Annotated in this window: 19 protein-coding genes; 11 read left to right on the top strand and 8 right to left on the bottom strand. The window is 35.4% G+C overall.

Annotation, left to right across the window (positions count from 1 at the left end):
* Nucleotides 1-216: 216 nt before the first annotated feature.
* The 4 genes from VUJ46_RS13520 to porY all read left to right on the top strand — a co-directional run bounded on the left by VUJ46_RS13520 (nt 217) and on the right by porY (nt 2,957).
* Nucleotides 217-666, top strand: a complete 450-nt coding sequence (locus VUJ46_RS13520) for a PepSY-like domain-containing protein (RefSeq protein ID WP_326981276.1) — start codon at nt 217-219, stop codon at nt 664-666.
* Between the two features lie 18 nt (nt 667-684).
* Nucleotides 685-921, top strand: a complete 237-nt coding sequence (locus VUJ46_RS13515) for a PepSY-like domain-containing protein (protein WP_326981275.1) — start codon at nt 685-687, stop codon at nt 919-921.
* A gap of 75 nt (nt 922-996) precedes the next feature.
* A complete protein-coding gene (locus tag VUJ46_RS13510) occupies nt 997-1,668 on the top strand; it encodes a response regulator transcription factor (RefSeq protein WP_326981274.1) in 672 nt (223 codons plus the stop codon).
* Nucleotides 1,668-2,957, top strand: a complete 1,290-nt coding sequence (porY, locus tag VUJ46_RS13505; RefSeq protein WP_326981273.1) for a sensor histidine kinase — start codon at nt 1,668-1,670, stop codon at nt 2,955-2,957. The genes VUJ46_RS13510 and porY overlap by 1 nt, the downstream gene beginning before the upstream one ends.
* 81 nt (nt 2,958-3,038) lie before the next feature.
* Here the strand turns inward: porY and trpS are convergent, their stop codons facing one another.
* The 7 genes from trpS to ileS all read right to left on the bottom strand — a co-directional run bounded on the left by trpS (nt 3,039) and on the right by ileS (nt 9,877).
* The gene (gene trpS / locus VUJ46_RS13500) at nt 3,039-4,007 is read right to left on the bottom strand and encodes a tryptophan--tRNA ligase (protein WP_326981272.1); all 969 of its coding nucleotides are present in this window, start codon (nt 4,005-4,007) and stop codon (nt 3,039-3,041) included.
* 135 nt (nt 4,008-4,142) lie between these two features.
* Nucleotides 4,143-4,787: a SanA/YdcF family protein gene (locus VUJ46_RS13495; RefSeq protein WP_326981271.1), complete on the bottom strand. Its 645-nt coding sequence runs from the start codon at nt 4,785-4,787 to the stop codon at nt 4,143-4,145.
* 16 nt (nt 4,788-4,803) lie between these two features.
* Nucleotides 4,804-5,442, bottom strand: coding sequence for a lipoprotein signal peptidase (locus VUJ46_RS13490; protein ID WP_326981270.1), 639 nt, complete (start codon nt 5,440-5,442; stop codon nt 4,804-4,806).
* The gene (locus VUJ46_RS13485) at nt 5,442-5,636 is read right to left on the bottom strand and encodes a DUF2683 family protein (RefSeq protein WP_326981269.1); all 195 of its coding nucleotides are present in this window, start codon (nt 5,634-5,636) and stop codon (nt 5,442-5,444) included. The genes VUJ46_RS13490 and VUJ46_RS13485 overlap by 1 nt, the downstream gene beginning before the upstream one ends.
* Nucleotides 5,637-5,654: 18 nt before the next feature.
* Nucleotides 5,655-5,900, bottom strand: coding sequence for a DUF6576 domain-containing protein (locus VUJ46_RS13480; protein ID WP_326981268.1), 246 nt, complete (start codon nt 5,898-5,900; stop codon nt 5,655-5,657).
* An 81-nt stretch (nt 5,901-5,981) separates the two neighbouring features.
* On the bottom strand, nt 5,982-6,362 hold the full coding sequence (locus tag VUJ46_RS13475) for a TraR/DksA family transcriptional regulator (protein ID WP_267404524.1): 381 nt from the start codon (nt 6,360-6,362) through the stop codon (nt 5,982-5,984).
* Between the two features lie 59 nt (nt 6,363-6,421).
* The gene (gene ileS, locus VUJ46_RS13470) at nt 6,422-9,877 is read right to left on the bottom strand and encodes an isoleucine--tRNA ligase (RefSeq protein ID WP_326981267.1); all 3,456 of its coding nucleotides are present in this window, start codon (nt 9,875-9,877) and stop codon (nt 6,422-6,424) included.
* A 432-nt stretch (nt 9,878-10,309) separates the two neighbouring features.
* Here ileS and VUJ46_RS13465 point away from each other — a divergent pair, with 432 nt between their 5' ends.
* The 4 genes from VUJ46_RS13465 to VUJ46_RS13450 all read left to right on the top strand — a co-directional run bounded on the left by VUJ46_RS13465 (nt 10,310) and on the right by VUJ46_RS13450 (nt 14,825).
* Nucleotides 10,310-11,986, top strand: a complete 1,677-nt coding sequence (locus VUJ46_RS13465; protein WP_326981266.1) for a M23 family metallopeptidase — start codon at nt 10,310-10,312, stop codon at nt 11,984-11,986.
* 304 nt (nt 11,987-12,290) lie between these two features.
* A complete protein-coding gene (locus VUJ46_RS13460) occupies nt 12,291-13,583 on the top strand; it encodes a phenylacetate--CoA ligase family protein (RefSeq protein ID WP_326981265.1) in 1,293 nt (430 codons plus the stop codon).
* 15 nt (nt 13,584-13,598) lie between these two features.
* A complete protein-coding gene (locus tag VUJ46_RS13455; protein WP_326981264.1) occupies nt 13,599-14,198 on the top strand; it encodes a hypothetical protein in 600 nt (199 codons plus the stop codon).
* Nucleotides 14,199-14,228: 30 nt separating this feature from the next.
* Nucleotides 14,229-14,825: a hypothetical protein gene (locus VUJ46_RS13450; RefSeq protein WP_326981263.1), complete on the top strand. Its 597-nt coding sequence runs from the start codon at nt 14,229-14,231 to the stop codon at nt 14,823-14,825.
* Between the two features lie 36 nt (nt 14,826-14,861).
* On the opposite strand, the gene VUJ46_RS13445 is transcribed toward VUJ46_RS13450, so the two are convergent.
* Entirely contained in the window at nt 14,862-16,115 is a 1,254-nt protein-coding gene (locus VUJ46_RS13445) for an NAD(P)/FAD-dependent oxidoreductase (RefSeq protein ID WP_326981262.1), read from the bottom strand.
* Nucleotides 16,116-16,212: 97 nt separating this feature from the next.
* On the opposite strand from VUJ46_RS13445, the gene VUJ46_RS13440 reads away from it, so the two are divergent.
* From VUJ46_RS13440 to VUJ46_RS13430, 3 genes are all read left to right on the top strand, one after another.
* Nucleotides 16,213-17,733, top strand: coding sequence for an HAL/PAL/TAL family ammonia-lyase (locus VUJ46_RS13440; RefSeq protein WP_326981261.1), 1,521 nt, complete (start codon nt 16,213-16,215; stop codon nt 17,731-17,733).
* A gap of 77 nt (nt 17,734-17,810) precedes the next feature.
* On the top strand, nt 17,811-18,542 hold the full coding sequence (gene fabG, locus VUJ46_RS13435; protein ID WP_326981260.1) for a 3-oxoacyl-ACP reductase FabG: 732 nt from the start codon (nt 17,811-17,813) through the stop codon (nt 18,540-18,542).
* A 94-nt stretch (nt 18,543-18,636) separates the two neighbouring features.
* Nucleotides 18,637-19,857 carry a beta-ketoacyl-[acyl-carrier-protein] synthase family protein gene (locus VUJ46_RS13430; RefSeq protein WP_326981259.1) on the top strand — a complete coding sequence of 407 codons (1,221 nt, stop codon included), beginning with the start codon at nt 18,637-18,639 and terminating at the stop codon, nt 19,855-19,857.
* Nucleotides 19,858-19,860: the final 3 nt, after the last annotated feature.

The following is a 19,860-nucleotide window of genomic DNA, read 5'->3' as shown; positions in this document are numbered from 1 at the left end:
GGTTGATTTCATGAAGCGAACCTAGTATCTATAAAGTTTCATCGGCAATTTATCGTCATTCTTTGCTCTTTAAAACTATAAAAAATTAGTTATAAATCTTTGCGTTAAAATTCCTCATATTTCTATTCTTCCAATCATATTCCAGATTTTTCCTAATTCTTTCCCAATTTGATATAGACCTTTGTTCCATAATAATTAACAAAACAAGTGAAAATTATGGAAGCAAGAAGCAAAATCACCATTATACTAGCCGTAGTCCTTATTTTAATTACAGGATGCGTTTACGGACAAGACAGAGCAATAAATCCTAATCAGCTGCCCAAAACGGCTAAGAATTTTCTTTTTACAAACTTTAAGGGAACCAAAATCGGTTCAGCCATTGAAGACCGGGAAATTTACGGAGTCGATGAATACAAGGTTTACCTTGCCAATGGAATGAAAATTGAATTTGACAGCCGAGGCAACTGGAAGGAAGTGGACGGAAAGCATCAGAAGATTCCTTACGGTTTTATTCCTAAAAGCATCACAAATTATGTAGCGAAAAGCTTTCCTCATACATCGATCACCCAGGTAAAAAAAGAGAGATGGTCATACGAAGCCGAACTTTCAAATGGAATCGAAGTTGAATTTGACAGAAATGGAAACTTCACAAAAATCGATGATTAATCACCAAAAAATAACAAAATGTTTAACACTAAAAATCTCAACAAAATGGTTAATTGGAATATAATAAACGGAAATGGAAGAAGATTTTCTTCGAAGACGATCAGAAAAAATATTTTAATGTACATGACGAAAAATCATCAGGGTGGTCTGGTGGCTTCCATTGAAAGGAAATACAATGCCTACAGAATCAATCTGATGAGTGGCCTGAGTCTGATTTTTGATGCAGACGGTCGATATGTAAAAACAAATGCCTAACTTAATAAACAATAACCTTCTCAAAGCGGGAGGTTTTAATTGTATACCTTTGATAGAACTTCAATATTTAAAAGCATGAAAATTTTAATTATAGAAGATGAACCTGAACTGAAAAATATCGTTCAAAACTTTTTGGAAGCGGAACAATTTATCATTGAATATGCCGAAGATTACAGTTCCGGACTGGAAAAAATCATTTCTTACGAATATGATTGTATTCTTTTAGACATCATGCTTCCCGATGGAAACGGTATCGATTTGCTGAAGGAAATAAAAGCGATGCACAAAAAAGATCCCGTGATTATTTTGTCTGCAAAAGATTCTGTTGATGATAAAGTGGCAGGATTGGAAATTGGTGCGGACGATTATTTAGCAAAACCTTTTCATTTAGCTGAATTACTGGCTAGAATAAAATCGGTGATCAGAAGAAAAAAGCAGGACGGCGAGAATATTATTTCGTACAAAAATATCATTATTCATCCTGAAAGCAGAAAAGTTTTAATCAACGGAGAAGAATTGATTCTGAATCGTAAAGAGTATGATTTGTTGTATTATTTTATGATTCAACCACAGAAGACGTTGCAGAAAACAACGTTGGCGGAAGCGATTTGGGGAGATTATATCGATCAGGCGGATAGTCTAGATTTTATTTATTCTCAAATTAAAAATCTTAGGAAAAAATTGAAAAATGCAGAATCTGAAGCGGACTTTCAGGCAGTTTACGGAATTGGTTACAAATTGATCTGATGAAGAGTTCATTAAAATATTATACAATAAAATACCTCATTGTTGTCCTGCTGCTTATTATTGCGGTTTGGGCAGCATTGTTTTACGCCTTTATTCTTGATGAAGTGTATGATAATGTGGATGACGGACTGAAAAATCGAAAGATCCAGCTGATTAAAGCGGTTTATCAGGATGAAAAATTGCTGGAAAATACGGATTTTGCTTTTAATGAATTTAAGATCGTTCCGGTTTCCGAAGCTGAATATAATAACCGGAATAAGCTTTATAACCGAACGTATTATATGGAATACGATGACGACGATGAACCTTATAGAGTATTGGAGACGGGTTTTAAAGACCAGTTTGGCGGCTATCGTAAGTTAACCATCCGAACATCAACGGTAGAAGAGGACGAGCTGATTTATGATCTTAGTATTGCTTTGGTCGTATTGTATTTCTTTTTGGTCGTAAGTATTCTATTCATCAACGGATTTTTGCTGAATAAAGCGATGCGTCCGTTTTATAAAATTTTAGACAAGCTTAAAAAGTATCAGTTTGGAGTGGCTTCTTCACCGATTGTAGAAACGTATAAAATTTCTGAATTTGAAGAATTAAATTTAGAAATTGATGAAATGATTGAGCGAAACGAGCTTGCTTTTCATCAACAGAAACAGTTTATAGAAAATGCATCACACGAATTGCAGACCCCTTTAGCCATTGTGATCAATAAAATTGATTTATTGATTCAAAATGAAGATCTGGAAGAAAAAAGCCTGAATTCTTTCGTTGATGTTAAAAATGATCTGCGAAGAATGGTGGCTATTAATAAGTCACTGCTGATGCTTTCCAAGATTGAAAACAGTCAGTTTAATAAAGTTGAGATCGTTAATTTTAATGAAATGATCGATGATCTATTGAAAGAATATGAAGACTTTATTGAGTTTAAACGTATTGGCGTGAATGTTTTGAAAAAAGAAGAATTTATAAGTGATTTTAATCCGGATCTTGCAAATATTCTCTTATCCAATTTGCTTAAAAATGCAGTAAAATATAATCATGAAAAGGGAAATATTAATATCATCATCGATAAAGATCAGATTATTTTCCAAAATAGCGGCTCCCAAAAATCATTAGATAAAACGAAAATTTTCAATCGTTTTTATAAACAGAGCTCAGATCATACGTCTACCGGATTGGGGTTGTCCATTATCATGTCTATCATTAAACAGTACCCCATTTGGAGAATTTCCTATGAATTTGAAGGTGGAATGCATTATTTTATTATTACTAAAAAACAAAAGCCTTTCTAATTGAAAGGCTTCTCTATTTTAAAAAGTTTCGGCGGCACCGAAGGTGCCGCCGAAACTTTGTATTTCTTAAAAAAAGCAGAATTAAATTCCTAAACTTTCTCTCACTCTTTTAATAGTTTCAGTAGCAATCACTCTCGTTTTTGTTGCTCCTTCCTGAAGTTTTGCTTCCAACTCATCAAGATTGTTCATGTAATAAGAGAATAATTCTCTTTCTCTTTCAAATCTTACCAGGATCAAATCCAAAAGTTCTTTTTTCGCATGACCGTAACCAAAGTTTCCGGCTACATATTTTGCTCTCAATTCTTCCGTCTGCTCAGGTGTTGCAATCAGTTGATAGATGGCAAATGTTTTATCTGTCTCAGGATCTTTAGGTTCTTCCAATGATTTTGAATCGGATTCAATACTCATCACCTGTTTTTTTAGTTCTTTTTCAGGTAAGAAAATATTGATGATATTTCCTCTGGATTTAGACATTTTATGTCCGTCAACTCCTGGAACGTATTTGGTGTCTTCCTGAAGTTCAGATTGAGGCAAAACAAAAACTTCGCCCATCTGATTATTGAATCTGGAAGCTACATCACGCGCAATTTCCAAATGCTGAAGCTGGTCTTTTCCAACAGGAACGATTTCAGCATCATACAATAAAATATCGGCAGCCATCAAAATCGGATAGGTAAACAAACCTGCGTTTACATCCTGCAAACGGTCTGCTTTATCTTTAAATGAATGCGCCAGCGTTAATCTCTGATAAGGAAAAAAACATGATAAATGCCAAGATAGTTCACAGGTTTCAGGGATGTCACTCTGTCTGTAAAAAAATGTTTTTTCGGTATCTAATCCACAAGCAAGCCAAGCCGCAGCAATCTCGTAGGTATTTTGTTTCAATTCTTTCGCGTCTTTTATCTGAGTTAAAGAATGCAGATTTGCGATAAATAAAAAAGATTCGTTTCCTGCCTGTTTTGATAGTTCAATCGCAGGAATAATAGCACCCAACAAGTTCCCAAGGTGTGGTGTTCCGGTGGCTTGAATGCCGGTAAGAATTCTTGACATTTGTTTAAAATTTATATTTAAAAATTAATGAATTGCAAATTTAATTAATTCTCTCGCGGATTTAGCAGATAACGCAGATCTTTTTAATATGATTTTAAATCTGCTTAATCAGAAAAATCTGCGAGAAAGAGAAAATCAAGGAATCAAAATCTTTTCTCCTCCAAATTTAGGTTCAACGCCCAAAAGTAAATCATAATACGCCTTTGCTTTTGCCAGATATTCTCTCAAATTGGTTTTAAAACCTGCATATTTATTCACATCTTTTGCGTTATATCCGAAAGCATCGATTCCGTTTTCTTTGGCTAAAAATACCGCTCTTTCATTGTGAAATTTCTGGGAAATAATCACCAATTTTGTCTGACCGAAGATTTCCTTCGCTCTTACTACAGAATCCAGCGTTCGGAATCCAGCATGATCCAGAAAAATTTTATCTTCGGGGATGCCGTATTTCACTAAAGTTAATAGCATATCCTCGGGCTCGTTATAATCTTTGGTGCTATTGTCTCCACTTACGATAATGTATTTTATCTTTCGGCTCTTATAAAGATCTACCGCGGCCTCAATTCGGTTATAAAAATAGGCATTCGGAAGACCGCTGTTCAGGTTTTTGCTTGTTCCCAACAGGAGCGCGGTTTTTGTTTCGGGGATATCGGCAATATGGTAAGAGATATAAGCATCGCTGTTTTTCCTGATGCTGTAATTCGCCCATACTATAAAAATAATTCCTGCAACTAAAAGAAGCAGGAAAAATTTAAAAATGTTTTTAGTGATTTTTTTCATTTTGTGTTATGTCTTTTTAAAATTCCAATCCGTTCGGGAAAGCTTTTTTTCTGAAAATTAATAATAAAACAGCACCTACCGTAATCGCAGAATCTGCTACATTGAAAATATATTTAAAAAATTCAATATGTTTGCCTCCAATTAATGGCCAGCTCTCAGGAACATTCCAGTCTACCAGCGGAAAGTGAAGCATATCTACCACACAACCTCTCATAAAAGTAGAATATCCGTTTCCGAAACCTACGACTTTGGAAATTCCGCCATAGCCGATCCAGCGGTCTATACTTTGATCATACACGGTTCCGCTGTCGAAAATCAAACCGTAGAACATTCCGTCAATTAAATTTCCGATGGCTCCGGCAAAAATCATGGCCATAGGAATCAGAAGATAATTGGATTCTCCTCTTTGTAACCATTTTTTGAATAAGTAAATCATTCCACCGATCAGCACAACCCGTACAATCACCAGAAAATATTTACCGATAACTCCACCAAAATGAAGTCCGTAAGCCATTCCCGGGTTTTCTACAAAAGTCAGTTTAAATCCGGGTAAAACAGAAACGCTGTCGTCCAGATTAAAATGCGTTTTTACATATATTTTTGAAGCCTGATCGATTAATAAAATAAGAAACGTTACAAATAATATCTTTTTCATTACAGGTTCGTCTTTGGTTTGTCTTTGAAGTTTTTCCGAGTATTTTCTTTTTTAGTGGGAGTCCTTGGCTCGAAATTTTGGGTTTTTGCTCCTCGTGTATGAAATTTTTCGTAACGAATTCCCATGTCTTTCATCACACTTTTCAGTGCATTCAGCTCCATTTGGTTCTTTGGGTGTACAATTAATGCCTCCATCTTTATATAATTAATTTTTTACTTTTTGGACAATTCATCGAGTCTCTTCCTGTCTTTTGCGGACAAATCATTCACTCCGTTCTTGCCCATTTTGCTTAAAAGCCCGTCTATTTCTTTCTCCCTTTCGCGTTTATCAGAATTAAACTGATCATCTATGGTATAATTTCTTTTTTCATTGGGAAAGAATCTGTTTTTGATCCGTTCTCTGTTGAAAAATCCCAAAATTACAATAATGATAATGATTAAAACTAATAATTCGCTCATGGGTATATATTAAAAATTTGGTTTATAAAGTATTTCATGAAATACGATATAAACCAAAGATTATTTTAACTAACCTTGCGGTTATTTCTGCATATTTTTCGCTTCAATGCTTAAGGTAGCGTGTGGAACAGCCAATAGCCTTTCTTTAGGAATCAGCTTACCTGTTACTCTGCAAACACCATACGTTTTGTTTTCAATTCTTATCAAAGCATTCTTCAAATCACGTACGAATTTCTCCTGCCTTCCCGCTAAAATAGAGTTCTGCTCTTTACTTAAAGTTTCAGCACCTTCTTCAAACGCTTTAAATGTGGGAGAAGTATCATCTGTTCCATTATTCTGGTCGTTGATAAAACTTTCTCTGATCAGTTTTAAATCGTTCTCTGCTTTCTCTATTTTTTCTTTGATGACTGCTTTAAACTCTTGTAAATCAGCATCACTATATCTTACTCTTTCGTCTGACATGTTCGTTTCTGTTTTTTAATAAAATTATGAAATGGAATTTGAAAAACAATAACTATATGTTAATTTTTTTCAACATTTATCTTAAAATTAACCTCATCTATTTCGATTTCGTTAAAATTTGAAAGTGAAGATACAATTTCTATTTTACTTGACAAGACTTCGGACGAAATATATTCCTCATTTTTCCTGATGTCATTCAGGAATGGAGAGCTTTCTTCCAATGTGATGTTTATTCTGTCAGTTAATTCAAAATCTTTGTCTTTTCTCAGGTTTTGAACTCTGTTGATAAATTCTCTTGCAATCCCTTCAGATTTTAATTCATCTGTTAGCTTCAAATCTAATGCCACAGTTGTTTTCCCGTCAGAAGTTACGGTCCATCCCGGAATATCTTTTGTTGAAATTTCCACATCGTTTAGTGTAATTTCGTATCCCTGAACGTCAATTTTTCCTTCTTTTTCTAAGGTGGAAATCTGTTCTGCTTTAAAGTTGGCAATTTCACCTCCAACCGTTTTCATGTCTTTTCCTAATTTAGGACCAAGCGCTTTGAAATTCGGTTTGATCTGTTTTACAATTAAATCTGCCGCTTCTTCAGCATTGATTAACTGAATTTCTTTAACATTTACTTCCTGTTTGATCAATTCTGAAACCGCAGAAATCTGCTCTTCTGTTTTCTTATCCAAAACGGGAATTAACACCTTTTGCAACGGTTGACGAACTTTTACGTTTTCTTTCTTTCTCAAAGAGAAAACCATACTTGTAATGTTCTGTGCTAAATGCGTTTTTTCAACCAAATCGGTATCAATTAAACTTTCATCTGCAACCGGGAAATCTGTTAAGTGAATAGATTCCGCAGTGTCTTTTCCTGTTACTTTATTTAAATCCTGATACAACTGATCCATAAAGAACGGAGCGATTGGCGCCGATAATTTGGCAACAGTTTCAAGACAAGTGTATAAAGTCTGGTAAGCCGAGATCTTATCTTCAGAATAATCTCCTTTCCAGAAACGTCTTCTGCACAATCTTACGTACCAGTTGGATAAATTATCGTTCACAAAAGTGTTGATCGCTCTTGCCACTCTTGTCGGTTCGTAATCTTCGTAGAATGCCTTAACTTCTTTAATTAATAAGTTTAATTCAGACAAAATCCATCGGTCGATTTCTGGTCTGTTTTCAACTTCTTTTTCAGAATAATTGAATCCGTCAACGTTTGCATACAAAGCAAAGAATGAATACGTATTATATAACGTTCCGAAGAATTTTCTTCTCGTTTCATCAATTCCTTCAATGTCGAATTTCAGGTTTTCCCACGGATTCGCATTCGAAACCATGTACCAACGCGTAGCATCCGGTCCGTAAACGGCTAATGTTTCAAAAGGATCAATTCCATTTCCTTTGGATTTTGACATTTTCACGCCGTTTTTATCTAAAACAAGTCCGTTACTCATTACATTTTTATAAGCAACTGAATCAAAAACTGCCGTTCCGATTGCGTGAAGCGTGTAGAACCAACCACGAGTCTGATCAACTCCTTCTGCAATGAAATCTGCCGGGAAAGCTTTATTATTGTCTATTAATTCTTTATTCTCAAAAGGATAGTGCAACTGCGCATAAGGCATTGAACCTGAATCGAACCAAACGTCGATCAGATCGCTTTCACGCTTCATTGCTCTTCCTGAATCTGAAACTAAAATTACTTGATCAACAATATTTTTGTGAAGATCAACCAAAGCATAATTTTCCTCAGACATATTTCCGATTTCAAAATCTTTGAATGGATTTTCTGTCATGAATCCTGCTGCAATCGATTTTTCAATTTCGTTGTATATTTCTTCAACAGAACCGATGATTTTTTCTTCCTTCAAATCTTCTGTTCTCCAGATCGGTAAAGGAATTCCCCAATATCTTGAACGGGAAAGGTTCCAGTCGTTTACGTTTTCTAACCAGTTCGCGAAACGTCCTTCTCCGGTTGATTTCGGCTTCCAGTTAATTGTTTCATTCAGTTCTACTAAACGGCTTCTCAATGAAGTCATTTTCACAAACCAAGAATCCAGCGGATAATATAATAAAGGCTCATCTGTTCTCCAGCTGTGTGGATAACTGTGAACGTATTTTTCTACTTTAAAAGCTTTATTTTCTTTTCTTAATTTTAAAGCAATTCTTTCATCTACAGAAAGATAAGCTTTCAAATCTGCAATGATTGACTTTAAATTTTCTTTCTGAATATTTAATTCAGTATTTTTTTCTTCTTCGCTAAGGTATTCTCCTTTTACATATTCATTGGCAAAACCGTAGATTTCGTCGCTTACGATAGATAAAAATCTTCCCTGTAAATCTACTAACGGGATTGGGTTTTTATTTTCATCTAAAACCAACATTGGCGGAACTTCAGGCTGAGCTTCTTTTGCTACTTTAGCATCATCAGCACCAAAAGTCGGCGCGGTGTGAACGATACCTGTTCCGTCTTCCGTCGTCACAAAATCTCCGGAAATTACTCTGAACGCATTTTCAGGATTTTGATAAGGAAGAGCGTATTGTAATAACTGCTCATATTTAATTCCAACCACATCAGCTCCTTTGAATTCTGCTAAAATTTGGTAAGGAATAACCTTTATTTCAGGTGTGTAATTTGCAAAATCTTCCTCTGTTCCTTCAGCATATTTTTTAGCAAACTGTTTTCCAACCAAAGCTTTAGCCAAAACAACATTGATTGGTTCAAAAGTATATTGATTGAAAGTTTTAACTAAAACATAATCGATTTTCGGACCTACTGTCAAAGCGGTGTTAGAAGGCAACGTCCAGGGAGTTGTCGTCCAAGCCAAGAAATGTACCTCTCCAAAACCTTGTAAAAATGAAGGTAATGTTTCCGGTAATGTTTTAAACTGAGCAACCACTGTTGTATCAGAAACATCACGGTAAGCGCCCGGCTGGTTTACTTCATGTGAAGAAAGTCCAGTTCCTGCTTTTGGAGAATAAGGCTGGATAGTATATCCTTTGTACAATAATCCTTTATCATACAATTGCTTCAACAACCACCAAACCGTCTCCATGTATTTTGATTTGTACGTGATATACGGATCTTCAAGATCAACCCAATACCCGATTTTCTCGGTAAGGTTGTTCCAAACGTCTGTATAACGCATTACCGCTTCACGACAAGCTTTGTTGTAATCTTCAATTGAAATCTTTTTGCCAATATCTTCTTTAGTGATTCCTAATTCCTTTTCCACGCCAAGCTCTACCGGAAGTCCGTGTGTATCCCAACCCGCTTTACGGAAAACCTGTTTTCCGTTCTGGGTCTGATAACGACAGAAAATATCCTTCAACGCTCTGGCCATTACGTGGTGAATTCCGGGCATACCGTTTGCTGAAGGCGGACCTTCATAAAAAACAAACTCAGGTTGCCCCTCACGAATCTCAACACTTTTATTGAAAGTTTTATTTTGTTTCCAAAATTCCGCTACATTCTCTGCTACGTCAATAAGGTTGAGGTTTTTGTATTCTTTAAATTGGCTCATTGTAATATCTCAATATCGTTGATTAATTAAGTTGGCAAATTTACTAAAATTTGTCGGTTTATAATATATGTTTTATTTTGATATTTCCTATTAAAAAGTTCTGTTTCAGAAATATAAATGTTGAGATTATTTTTTTGTGAATTATGTATCGTGAAAAATCGGTTTTTTGAATTGAATTTTAAACACAAATAGCACTAATGTTTTCACAAATACCACATATTTTTGCCAAGTGGCGGATCAATAGGAGCGGACTTTAGTCCGCTTTCAAAATAATGGGTTTGAATTTGGTTTTAACCCAAACTTAAAATATTCTCTCGCAGATTTGAGCAGATTACTCAGATTTTTAAAGCGATCATCTGTGAAAATCTGAGAAATCCGTGGGACATAAAAAGAAATTTTCGTAATTTTAAAATAACACTTAAAACCATTTGCATGAAAATCTTTCTCCGACTAATCGTTGTTGTTTGTTTAATGAGTAGCATGACAGCATTTGCCCAAAATTATCCACAAGGCTATTTCAGAAATCCTTTAAACATTCCCATTAATCTCGCTGCGAATTTCGGTGCAGTCCGTTCCAACCATTTTCACATGGGATTAGATATTCGAACCAATAGTCAGGAAAACTTATCCGTCGTTGCCGCTGCAGATGGTTATGTAAGCCGAATAAAAGTAGAACGTTACGGTTTCGGAAATGCAGTTTATATCACTCATCCAAATGGTTACACTACGGTTTATGCTCATTTGAATAAATATTTCGACAAACTCGATGAATACGTAAAAAATCAACAGTACAAAGACGAAAAATGGGAACAGGATATCAGCTTTTCACCCAATCAGTTTCCTGTAACGAAAGGACAATTGATTGCTTTGAGCGGAAATACAGGAGGTTCAGCAGGGCCACATTTACATTTTGAGATTCGGGATACCAAAACGGAAGAATGTATCAATCCTTTGCTTTTTGGTTTCAATATTCCCGATGGAATTGCTCCGATTATCAGTGGATTGTATTGGTATGATCGTCGTTTTAGCACGTATGAGCCCGGTGCGAATGGAATTGTGGTGAAAAAAGCGGGAAGTGTTTATACTTCAAATATTATTCAGGTAAATTCTCCACAGATAAGTTTTGCAATAAAAGCGGTGGATAAAGCCAATCAAGGTTTTAATCTGGGAATTTATGATGCAGAATTATTGATGGATGGTAAATTGGTTTACAGTTTTAAAATTGACAGGATTCATTACAATGATACGCGTTATATCAACGGTTGTGTAGATTATATAAAATTTGTTCGCGATAAAATGAGCATTCAGCATTTATCGAATTTGCCGGGAATGAAATTACCGAATTACAGTTCCGGTTCGAATGGAATGATAAATCTTTCAGACAACGAAATTCATAACATTGAAATTATTTTGAAAGATGTTAATGGAAATACGAGCAGATTAACGACGAAAGTTCAGATGAACAATTCGTCAGAAAAAGTTTCTTCAAATAGTAAAACCGTTTTTCCAAACGAATCAAAAACCATTAAAACTGAAAATGCAGAAATCAATTTAAGCAAAAATGCAGTTTACGATGCTGTTAATTTTAATATGTCTGAAAAATCGGATGCAGAAGCGGTTTCAAATGCCATTATTTTAAACAGTCCATACATTCCGGTTCATGATAATTATTCGTTAAAAATAAAACCCAATAGAAAGTTATCCAATGAAGAAAAAAATAAAACAGTCATAGAACTCAATTATGGAAGCGATAAAAATATCATCAAGCCAAAATGGAGTGGCGATTGGGCAGAAGGACAATTCAACAGGCTCGGAACCGCGAGATTATTATTGGATAATGGTTTGCCATCCGTTTCTCCAAGCTGGAAAGAAGGATCTGTTGTAACTACAAGTTCATTGCGTTTAAAAGGAAGCACAAAAATCGGAGATATAGAATCTTTTCGTGCAGAATTAGATGGAAAATGGCTTAGTTTTGCCAGAATAAAAGATGATTTTGTCTATGTTTTTGATGAAAAATGTCCGAAAGGTTCAGGTTCTCATACTTTAAAAGTAACTACGATCAATACAGCAGGAAATTCAAACACGCAGACTTTTACTTTTCAGAGATAATATTTTGTTTTTTTATTTAAACGCAAAGTTTTATTTTGTTGATGATTAATTTGAAGGAGCAAAGGTGAATCAACAAGTTGATTTGATGAAGCTGTATTTTCAAGCTTCGCGAAGCAAATTTATTTGCCTTTACTTTTCTAAATTCAAAAGTTCGAATAATTAAATCTTTGCGTTTAAATAAAATTTCAAAACTAGATAAAGCACAATCATCTGTGAAAGTTTGTGTCAATCTGTGCTTAAAATTTCAGAGGAAGCAATGTTTTAATTTTAATTAAATAAATTTGTCCTTTAAAAATAAAAACCATTGGAATTCTATCCATCAATCGAAAAATCAGACCGTCAGGAAATAAAAAAGTTTCAGGAGCAAAAACTTCAGGAACTGTTGACTTATCTTGAAACTTATTCCCCTTTTTATCAAAGACTTTTCAAAGAAAATAAAATCAATATTTCGGATATTCAGACGTTGGAGGATTTACAGAAGATCCCGACGACGACAAAGAACGATATTCAGCAGAATAACGACGATTTCTTCTGTATCACACCTGATAAAATTGTGGATTACAGCACAACTTCAGGAACATTGGGAGATCCGGTAACTTTTGGACTGTCAGACAATGATCTTGAAAGATTGGCTTATAATGAAGCGATTTCTTTTGCTTGCGCAGGAGTCCAGAAAGGTGATGTGGTGCAAATGATTACGACCATTGATAAAAGATTTATGGCTGGGCTTGCCTATTTTTTAGGGTTAAGAAAAATGGGAGCGAGCGTGGTCAGAATGGGGCCTGGGATTCCGGAACTTCAATGGGATTCTATTTTTAGATATAAACCAAAATATTTGATTACCGTTCCGTCGTTTTTATTAAAAATGATCGATTATGCCGAAAAACATGGAATCGATTATAAAAATTCCAGCGTTTATGGTGCGGTTTGCATCGGAGAAAGCATAAAAAATCAGGATTTTACAGATAATATTTTATCTCAAAAGATTAAGGAAAAGTGGAATATTAAGTTGTTTTCAACCTATGCTTCCACAGAAATGAGCACGGCTTTCACGGAATGCGAAGAACAAATAGGAGGTCACCAACATCCTGAATTAATTATCACCGAAATTCTTGACGACGAAGGAAATCTCGTTAAAGAAGGCGAAAGTGGAGAACTAACGATTACAACTTTAGGCGTTGAAGCACTTCCTTTATTAAGATTCAAAACGGGAGATATTGTGAAAGCGCATTACGAACCTTGCAAATGCGGAAGAAATACGATGAGGTTAGGACCCGTGATCGGGAGAAAACAACAGATGATTAAATACAAGGGAACGACTTTGTATCCGCCGGCGATGAACGATATTTTGAATGATTTCAATAATATTTTGTGCTATCAAATCGTAATTCAGTCGAATGAAATCGGGTTAGATGAAATTATCATTAAAATAAGCACAGACAGTGATTCCGAAAACTTTGTGAATGAGGTGAGAGATCATTTCAGAGCAAAATTAAGGGTGAGCCCAAAAATTGAAATCATTGATTTTGATGTTTTGTCTAAATTCGTTTTTAATCCTAACAGCAGAAAACCGATTACATTCACCGATTTAAGATAAAACTAAAAACAAACCATGAAAAAAACATTATTTCTATTATTTCTAGCCGTTTCAGCGTTGATGATGGCTCAACGAGTGAAGGTGATTTCGGGAGACTATAATTTTCTGAAAGATCAAAAATTCATTAAAGTTGTTTTCAAATTTGAAGGGGTAACTTTTGCCAAGAAAAAAATTAGCGAAGATCAATATATCGCCGAAAGAATGGGGGATATTGAAAAATCGAGCGGAAAAGAAGAAGCAGAAAAATGGAAAAACGACTGGGAGTATTCAAAATCTAAAACTTTTCAGGATAAATTTTTAGCTTCATGGAATAAGAATACTAAAATAGAAGCATCAACCAATTTCGAAAAAACAAAATATACTTTAATTGTTGAGCCGACCTGGATTTATCAAGGCTGGTTCGGAGGAATAATGAATGATCCTGCACAATTAAATACCAAAATGAGCTTTGTGGAAACAGATAATCCAAGCAATGTTTTAATGGTTGTTGAAGGGATTAAGGCTACAGGCGATAATGTGATTGGAATTCCAAATAATAACGACCGAATTGCAGAATGCTATGCAAAAACGTCGAAAATGCTTGCTTTAAAAGTAGATCATTATATTAAAAAATAAAAATCTTTAAATTAATTAAAATTATAAATTATGAAAAAATTGTTTCTAGGGCTATTTGTGGCAATAAGCACGACCATTTTTGCTCAAAATAAGCTGACGATAGAATCGGGAAACCTGAATTTTCTAAAAGGACAAACAGAAGTGAATGTGGAACGTAATTATGGATCTCCACTTTTTCAGGCTGATAATTTTACTGAAACAGAATATTTAAATAGAAGACAAAAAGAAACGATAGATAAAAAAGGCGAGGCAGCCTGGAAAATCTGGATTGAAACCTGGGAAAAGAATGTGGAAATGGTTTGGACAGAAAAGTTTATCGAAGGTTTAAACAAATCAAAGAAAATTAAATTCAGCCAAAATGTTGAAGCTAAATATACTTTAATTATTCATCCGAAATGGATGTATGCTGGTTGGAGTGGCTTTGTAATGCAACCAGGGAAATTATCTTCAGAAATTACCATTGTAGAAACGGCAAATCCCACCAATGTTTTAGTGACCATAAAAGGCGACAAAATAGAAGGTGTCGGAAGTAAAGTAGATTACGGGATGGAATACGGAAGAATTGCGGCAGCCTACGAAAAGACAGGCAAAGAAATTAGCAAGGAAATTAAAAAAGCGATTAAATAAAACAAAAAACGGTCTGAACATTCTCAGACCGTTTTTTTATAATTGCTTTTGTTGTTCTTTTTCCAGTTTAATAAACTCGGCAAGGTTTTTTATCGCCGTATCATGTATCCTCACAAACGTATTTTTCTTATCCCAAACGTATCCTGCTAAAACAGCACAAATTTTTCTTTTTACATCCGGATTTTCGGGTTGGTGGAAGAATAATTCCTGAAGATTTCCCGTGTACCATTCTTTTACATAAGTGGTGAAAACATCAACACCATATAAAATATACTCTGTAAATTCTTTTTGCCAGTCAACTTTTTCTCCGTTTAATTGTCTTAAAGCCAGTTTTGCGGCAGTCATTCCACCTTCAGTAGCGAAAGCCATTCCTGATGAAAAAACAGGATCCAGGAATTCTGAAGCATTTCCTGTTAATGCATATCCATCGCCGTACAATTGTTTTACCGAGCAAGAATAATCTTTCAAATGTTTCGGTTCAAAAAGAAATTCTACATCTCCGAAACGTTTCACATAATAATCAGATAGAGAAATTGCTTTTCTTAAAGCTGCTGCAGTATCGCCGTTTTCAATTAATTTTTCAATATAATCCGTAGGCCCTACAATTCCCAAACTGGTATTTCCGTTTGAGAAAGGGATTACCCAAAGCCAGACTTCAGTTTCAATAATATCAAAAGAGATCAAAGTTCCTTCTACACCTTCTTCTCTGTTGATGTCTTCAACATGAGAGAAAATCGCAGAATGCGGAGATAGTTTCGAAGGTTTTTCTAAATCTAAAAGTCTCGGTAAAACTCTTCCGTAACCACTGGAATCGATCACGAATTTAGCATGGATTTCCTTTGTTTCACCATCTTTATTTTTCACGGTGGTGATAGAATCTGTTCCGTTGAATTCAATCCCGATTACTTCAGTTTCAAATTCAAGATCAATTCCTTTATTGATGACTTCCTGAGCCAAAACGTTGTCAAAATCAGCTCTCGGAACCTGCCAAGTCCAGTCCCAGCCTTCTCCGAATTTATTACTAAAATCAAAAATACAAACCTCGTCACCACGAAGGAAACGCGCTCCCAATTTTTTCTCAAAGCCCATTTTATCTAAAGCAGGAAACAATCCGGCTTCATAAAAATGATCCATAACTCTTGGTATTAAACTTTCGCCTACAACCAATCTTGGAAATTTTGTTTTTTCAACAACTTTTACGCTGACGTTGTTCTTCTTTAAGTATGAAGAAGATACGCAACCTGAAGGTCCTGCACCGATTACAAGCACGTCAACAAATTCTTTGCTCATCTTTGATTTTTTATTTTAATAATAACTTCTATCTTTGCCGCAAAATTAATGACAATTAATTAATATTTAAAATATTATATACTATTACTTTTAATTAATGAAAATAAATAACTTTTTAGAACTGAACGACTTCAAAAAAATCATCATAGAGAATGAAAAGATAGAACTGGATGAAACACTTATTGACAGAGTGGATAAAAGTTTTCAGTTTCTAAAGGAATTTTCAAAGAATAAAGTAATATATGGTGTGAATACGGGCTTCGGGCCGATGGCGCAGTTTAAAATCAGCGATGAAGATACACACCAGCTTCAATATAACCTAATCAGGAGTCACTCTTCGGGAATCGGAAATCCGCTTCCTGCAGATGAGGTAAAAGCTTGTATGCTGGCAAGGCTGAACACATTATCTCTTGGCAATTCAGGAGTTCATCAATCGGTTATTTATTTACTTCAGGAATTAATCAACAGAGATATTACACCATTGATTTTTGAGCATGGTGGAGTGGGTGCAAGTGGTGATTTGGTTCAGTTGGCTCATTTAGCTTTGGTTTTAATCGGAGAAGGTGAAGTTTTTTATCAAGGAGAAAGAAAATCAACAAAAGAAGTTTTTGAAATTGAAGGTTTAGAGCCTATTCAGGTGGAAATTCGTGAAGGGTTAGCATTAATGAACGGAACTTCTGTAATGTCCGGAATTGGTGTTGTGAATGCGCATAAAGCGAATCAACTGACAGATATCTCCATTAAACTATCTTGTGCAATCAACGAAATTGTTCAGGCTTATGACGATCATTTATCTGAAGCATTGAACGGAACAAAACTTCACGAAGGTCAGCAGAAAGTAGCGGCAAGAATGCGTGAACATTTGTCAGACAGTAAATTAATCAGAAAAAGAGCAGATCATTTATATACCCACTTTGAAGAGCAGGAAAAAGTATTCAAAGAAAAAGTTCAGGAATATTATTCATTACGATGTGTTCCGCAGATTTTAGGACCTGTTTTGGATACTTTGGAATACACTGAAAAAGTTCTTGAAAACGAAATTAATTCAGCAAATGACAATCCAATCATCAACGTTGAAGATCAACACGTTTACCACGGAGGAAACTTCCACGGAGATTATATTTCTTTGGAAATGGACAAGTTGAAAATAGTTGTTACGAAACTGACGATGTTGGCAGAAAGACAATTAAACTATCTTTTGAATGCTAAAATCAACGAAATTTTGCCTCCTTTTGTAAATTTAGGTAAATTAGGGTTTAATTTCGGGATGCAGGGCGTGCAGTTTACGGCGACTTCTACAACGGCGGAAAGCCAAATGTTGTCGAATCCGATGTATGTTCACAGTATTCCGAATAATAATGATAATCAGGATATTGTGAGTATGGGAACCAATGCTGCGGTAATCTGCAGAAAAGTAATTGAAAATGCTTTCGAAGTATTGACGATTGAATCCATCACGATTGTTCAGGCGATTGAATATCTAGGTTTTCAGGATCAGGTTTCATCTTCAACAAAAGAGTTGTATGATGAAATAAGAAAGATCATTCCTGCGTTCTCAAATGATATGGTGATGTATCCGTATCTTGAGGAAGTAAAGAAATATTTAAAAGCAATGTAATTACTATCGGTGATTAATTGTTTACAACTAAGGAGGAAAAATATACTTGAAAAAACTAAAACTAACATAAGTAACACATGAAATGTGCAATCATCACAGGCGGCTCAAGAGGAATTGGAAGAGCAATCTGTATCAAACTGGCAGAAGAGAAAAATTATCATATTTTAATCAACTATACTTCAAACGAAACTGCAGCAAAGGAAACTTTAGCCAAAGTTGAAGAATTGGGTTCTACAGGTGAGATCCTGAAATTTGATGTAGGAAATGCTGAAGAAACTCAAAAAGTTTTAACGGAATGGCAGGAAAATAATCCAAAATCTATAGTTGAGGTTATCGTCAATAATGCCGGAATCACAAGAGACGGATTGTTCATGTGGATGCCAAGTGAAGATTGGAACTCGGTGATTAACACGAGTTTAAATGGTTTTTTCAACGTGACGAATTTCTTTATTCAAAAATTGTTGCGCAACAAATACGGCAGAATTATCAACATGGTTTCCGTTTCCGGAGTGAAAGGAATGGCAGGACAAACAAATTATTCTGCGGCAAAAGGCGCTTTGGTGGGAGCTACAAAAGCTTTGGCACAGGAAGTTGCGAAAAGAAATATCACTGTAAATGCAGTCGCACCGGGATTCATCAAAACAGACATGACTCAGGAATTCAATGAAGATGAATTAAAAGCAATGATTCCTGCCAACCGATTCGGTGAAGCGGAAGAAGTGGCAGATTTAGTTGCGTTTTTAGCTTCTAAAAAGTCATCGTACATTACAGGTGAAGTGATTAATATTAACGGCGGAATTTATTCATAAATTAGTCTAGCAATGTAACAGTCTAACAATATACCAATGTTTTTTGGCATTAAATTGTTACACTGTTAAATTGGTAAATTGTTACATTATTAGAATGGAAAATAGAGTAGTCATTACCGGAATGGGAATTTATTCCTGCATTGGAACTTCTTTGGATGAGGTGAAAGAATCACTTTTTCAAGGGAAGTCCGGTATTGTTTTGGTAGACGAAAGAAAAGAATTCGGTTTCAGATCGGGATTAACAGGCGTTGTTCCAAAACCGGATTTGAAGAATCTTTTAAACCGCAGACAGCGCGTAAGCATGGGCGAAGAAAGCGAATATGCGTATATCGCAACAATGGATGCTTTAAAACAGGCAAATATCGACCAAGACTTTTTAGACAATAACGAGGTCGGAATTTTATACGGAAACGACAGTGTTTCTCAGGCAGTTGTGGAATCTATCGACATTGCAAGAGAAAAAAAAGATACGACTTTAATGGGTTCGGGAGCGATTTTCAAATCGATGAACTCTACGGTCACTATGAATCTCTCTACGATTTTTAAGCTAAGAGGAATCAATCTAACCATCAGTGCAGCCTGCGCGAGCGGTTCTCATTCTTTGGGACTGGCTTATATGATGATCAAAAATGGTTTTCAGGATATGATCGTTTGCGGAGGAGCTCAGGAAACGAATAAATATTCAATGGCGAGCTTTGACGGGTTGGGTGTTTTTTCTGTGAGAGAAGACGAACCTACGAAGGCATCAAGACCTTTCGACGCAGGAAGAGATGGCTTAATTCCAAGTGGTGGAGCGGCAAGTTTAATTGTTGAAAGCTTAGAATCTGCTCAGAAAAGAGGCGCCAATATCATCGCTGAGATCGTTGGGTACGGATTTTCTTCAAACGGCGGACATATTTCCACTCCAAACGTTGACGGACCTGCTTTGGCAATGGATCGGGCTTTGAAACAATCTGGTTTAACGGCAAAAGATATCGATTATATCAATGCTCACGCAACTTCCACACCGCTTGGTGATACGAATGAAGCAAGAGCAATCTATGAAATTTTTGGAAGCGAAACTCCTGTAAGTTCTACAAAATCAATGACGGGGCACGAATGCTGGATGGCGGGTGCAAGTGAGGTGATTTATTCTATTTTAATGATGCAGAACAATTTTATTGCTCCGAATATTAATCTGGAAAACCCTGATGATGAGGCTAAAAAGATAAATTTGGTAGCAGAAACAAAAAGTCAAAAAATTGATGTATTTTTGTCGAATTCTTTTGGATTTGGGGGAACAAATTCAGCATTAATTGTTAAAAAATTTGATTAAAAA

The sequence above is a fragment of the Chryseobacterium sp. MYb264 genome, assembly GCF_035974275.1.
GTDB lineage: Bacteria > Bacteroidota > Bacteroidia > Flavobacteriales > Weeksellaceae > Chryseobacterium.
This window is presented reverse-complemented; position numbering and strand designations above follow the sequence as displayed.

Coding starts and splice junctions, on each gene's coding strand:
- VUJ46_RS13520 (WP_326981276.1), top strand. CDS start 217: ATGGAAGCAAGAAGCAAAATCACCATTATACTAGCCGTAGTCCTTATT.
- VUJ46_RS13515 (WP_326981275.1), top strand. CDS start 685: ATGTTTAACACTAAAAATCTCAACAAAATGGTTAATTGGAATATAATA.
- VUJ46_RS13510 (WP_326981274.1), top strand. CDS start 997: ATGAAAATTTTAATTATAGAAGATGAACCTGAACTGAAAAATATCGTT.
- porY (WP_326981273.1), top strand. CDS start 1,668: ATGAAGAGTTCATTAAAATATTATACAATAAAATACCTCATTGTTGTC.
- trpS (WP_326981272.1), bottom strand. CDS start 4,007: ATGTCAAGAATTCTTACCGGCATTCAAGCCACCGGAACACCACACCTT.
- VUJ46_RS13495 (WP_326981271.1), bottom strand. CDS start 4,787: ATGAAAAAAATCACTAAAAACATTTTTAAATTTTTCCTGCTTCTTTTA.
- VUJ46_RS13490 (WP_326981270.1), bottom strand. CDS start 5,442: ATGAAAAAGATATTATTTGTAACGTTTCTTATTTTATTAATCGATCAG.
- VUJ46_RS13485 (WP_326981269.1), bottom strand. CDS start 5,636: ATGGAGGCATTAATTGTACACCCAAAGAACCAAATGGAGCTGAATGCA.
- VUJ46_RS13480 (WP_326981268.1), bottom strand. CDS start 5,900: ATGAGCGAATTATTAGTTTTAATCATTATCATTATTGTAATTTTGGGA.
- VUJ46_RS13475 (WP_267404524.1), bottom strand. CDS start 6,362: ATGTCAGACGAAAGAGTAAGATATAGTGATGCTGATTTACAAGAGTTT.
- ileS (WP_326981267.1), bottom strand. CDS start 9,877: ATGAGCCAATTTAAAGAATACAAAAACCTCAACCTTATTGACGTAGCA.
- VUJ46_RS13465 (WP_326981266.1), top strand. CDS start 10,310: ATGAAAATCTTTCTCCGACTAATCGTTGTTGTTTGTTTAATGAGTAGC.
- VUJ46_RS13455 (WP_326981264.1), top strand. CDS start 13,599: ATGAAAAAAACATTATTTCTATTATTTCTAGCCGTTTCAGCGTTGATG.
- VUJ46_RS13450 (WP_326981263.1), top strand. CDS start 14,229: ATGAAAAAATTGTTTCTAGGGCTATTTGTGGCAATAAGCACGACCATT.
- VUJ46_RS13445 (WP_326981262.1), bottom strand. CDS start 16,115: ATGAGCAAAGAATTTGTTGACGTGCTTGTAATCGGTGCAGGACCTTCA.
- VUJ46_RS13440 (WP_326981261.1), top strand. CDS start 16,213: ATGAAAATAAATAACTTTTTAGAACTGAACGACTTCAAAAAAATCATC.
- fabG (WP_326981260.1), top strand. CDS start 17,811: ATGAAATGTGCAATCATCACAGGCGGCTCAAGAGGAATTGGAAGAGCA.
- VUJ46_RS13430 (WP_326981259.1), top strand. CDS start 18,637: ATGGAAAATAGAGTAGTCATTACCGGAATGGGAATTTATTCCTGCATT.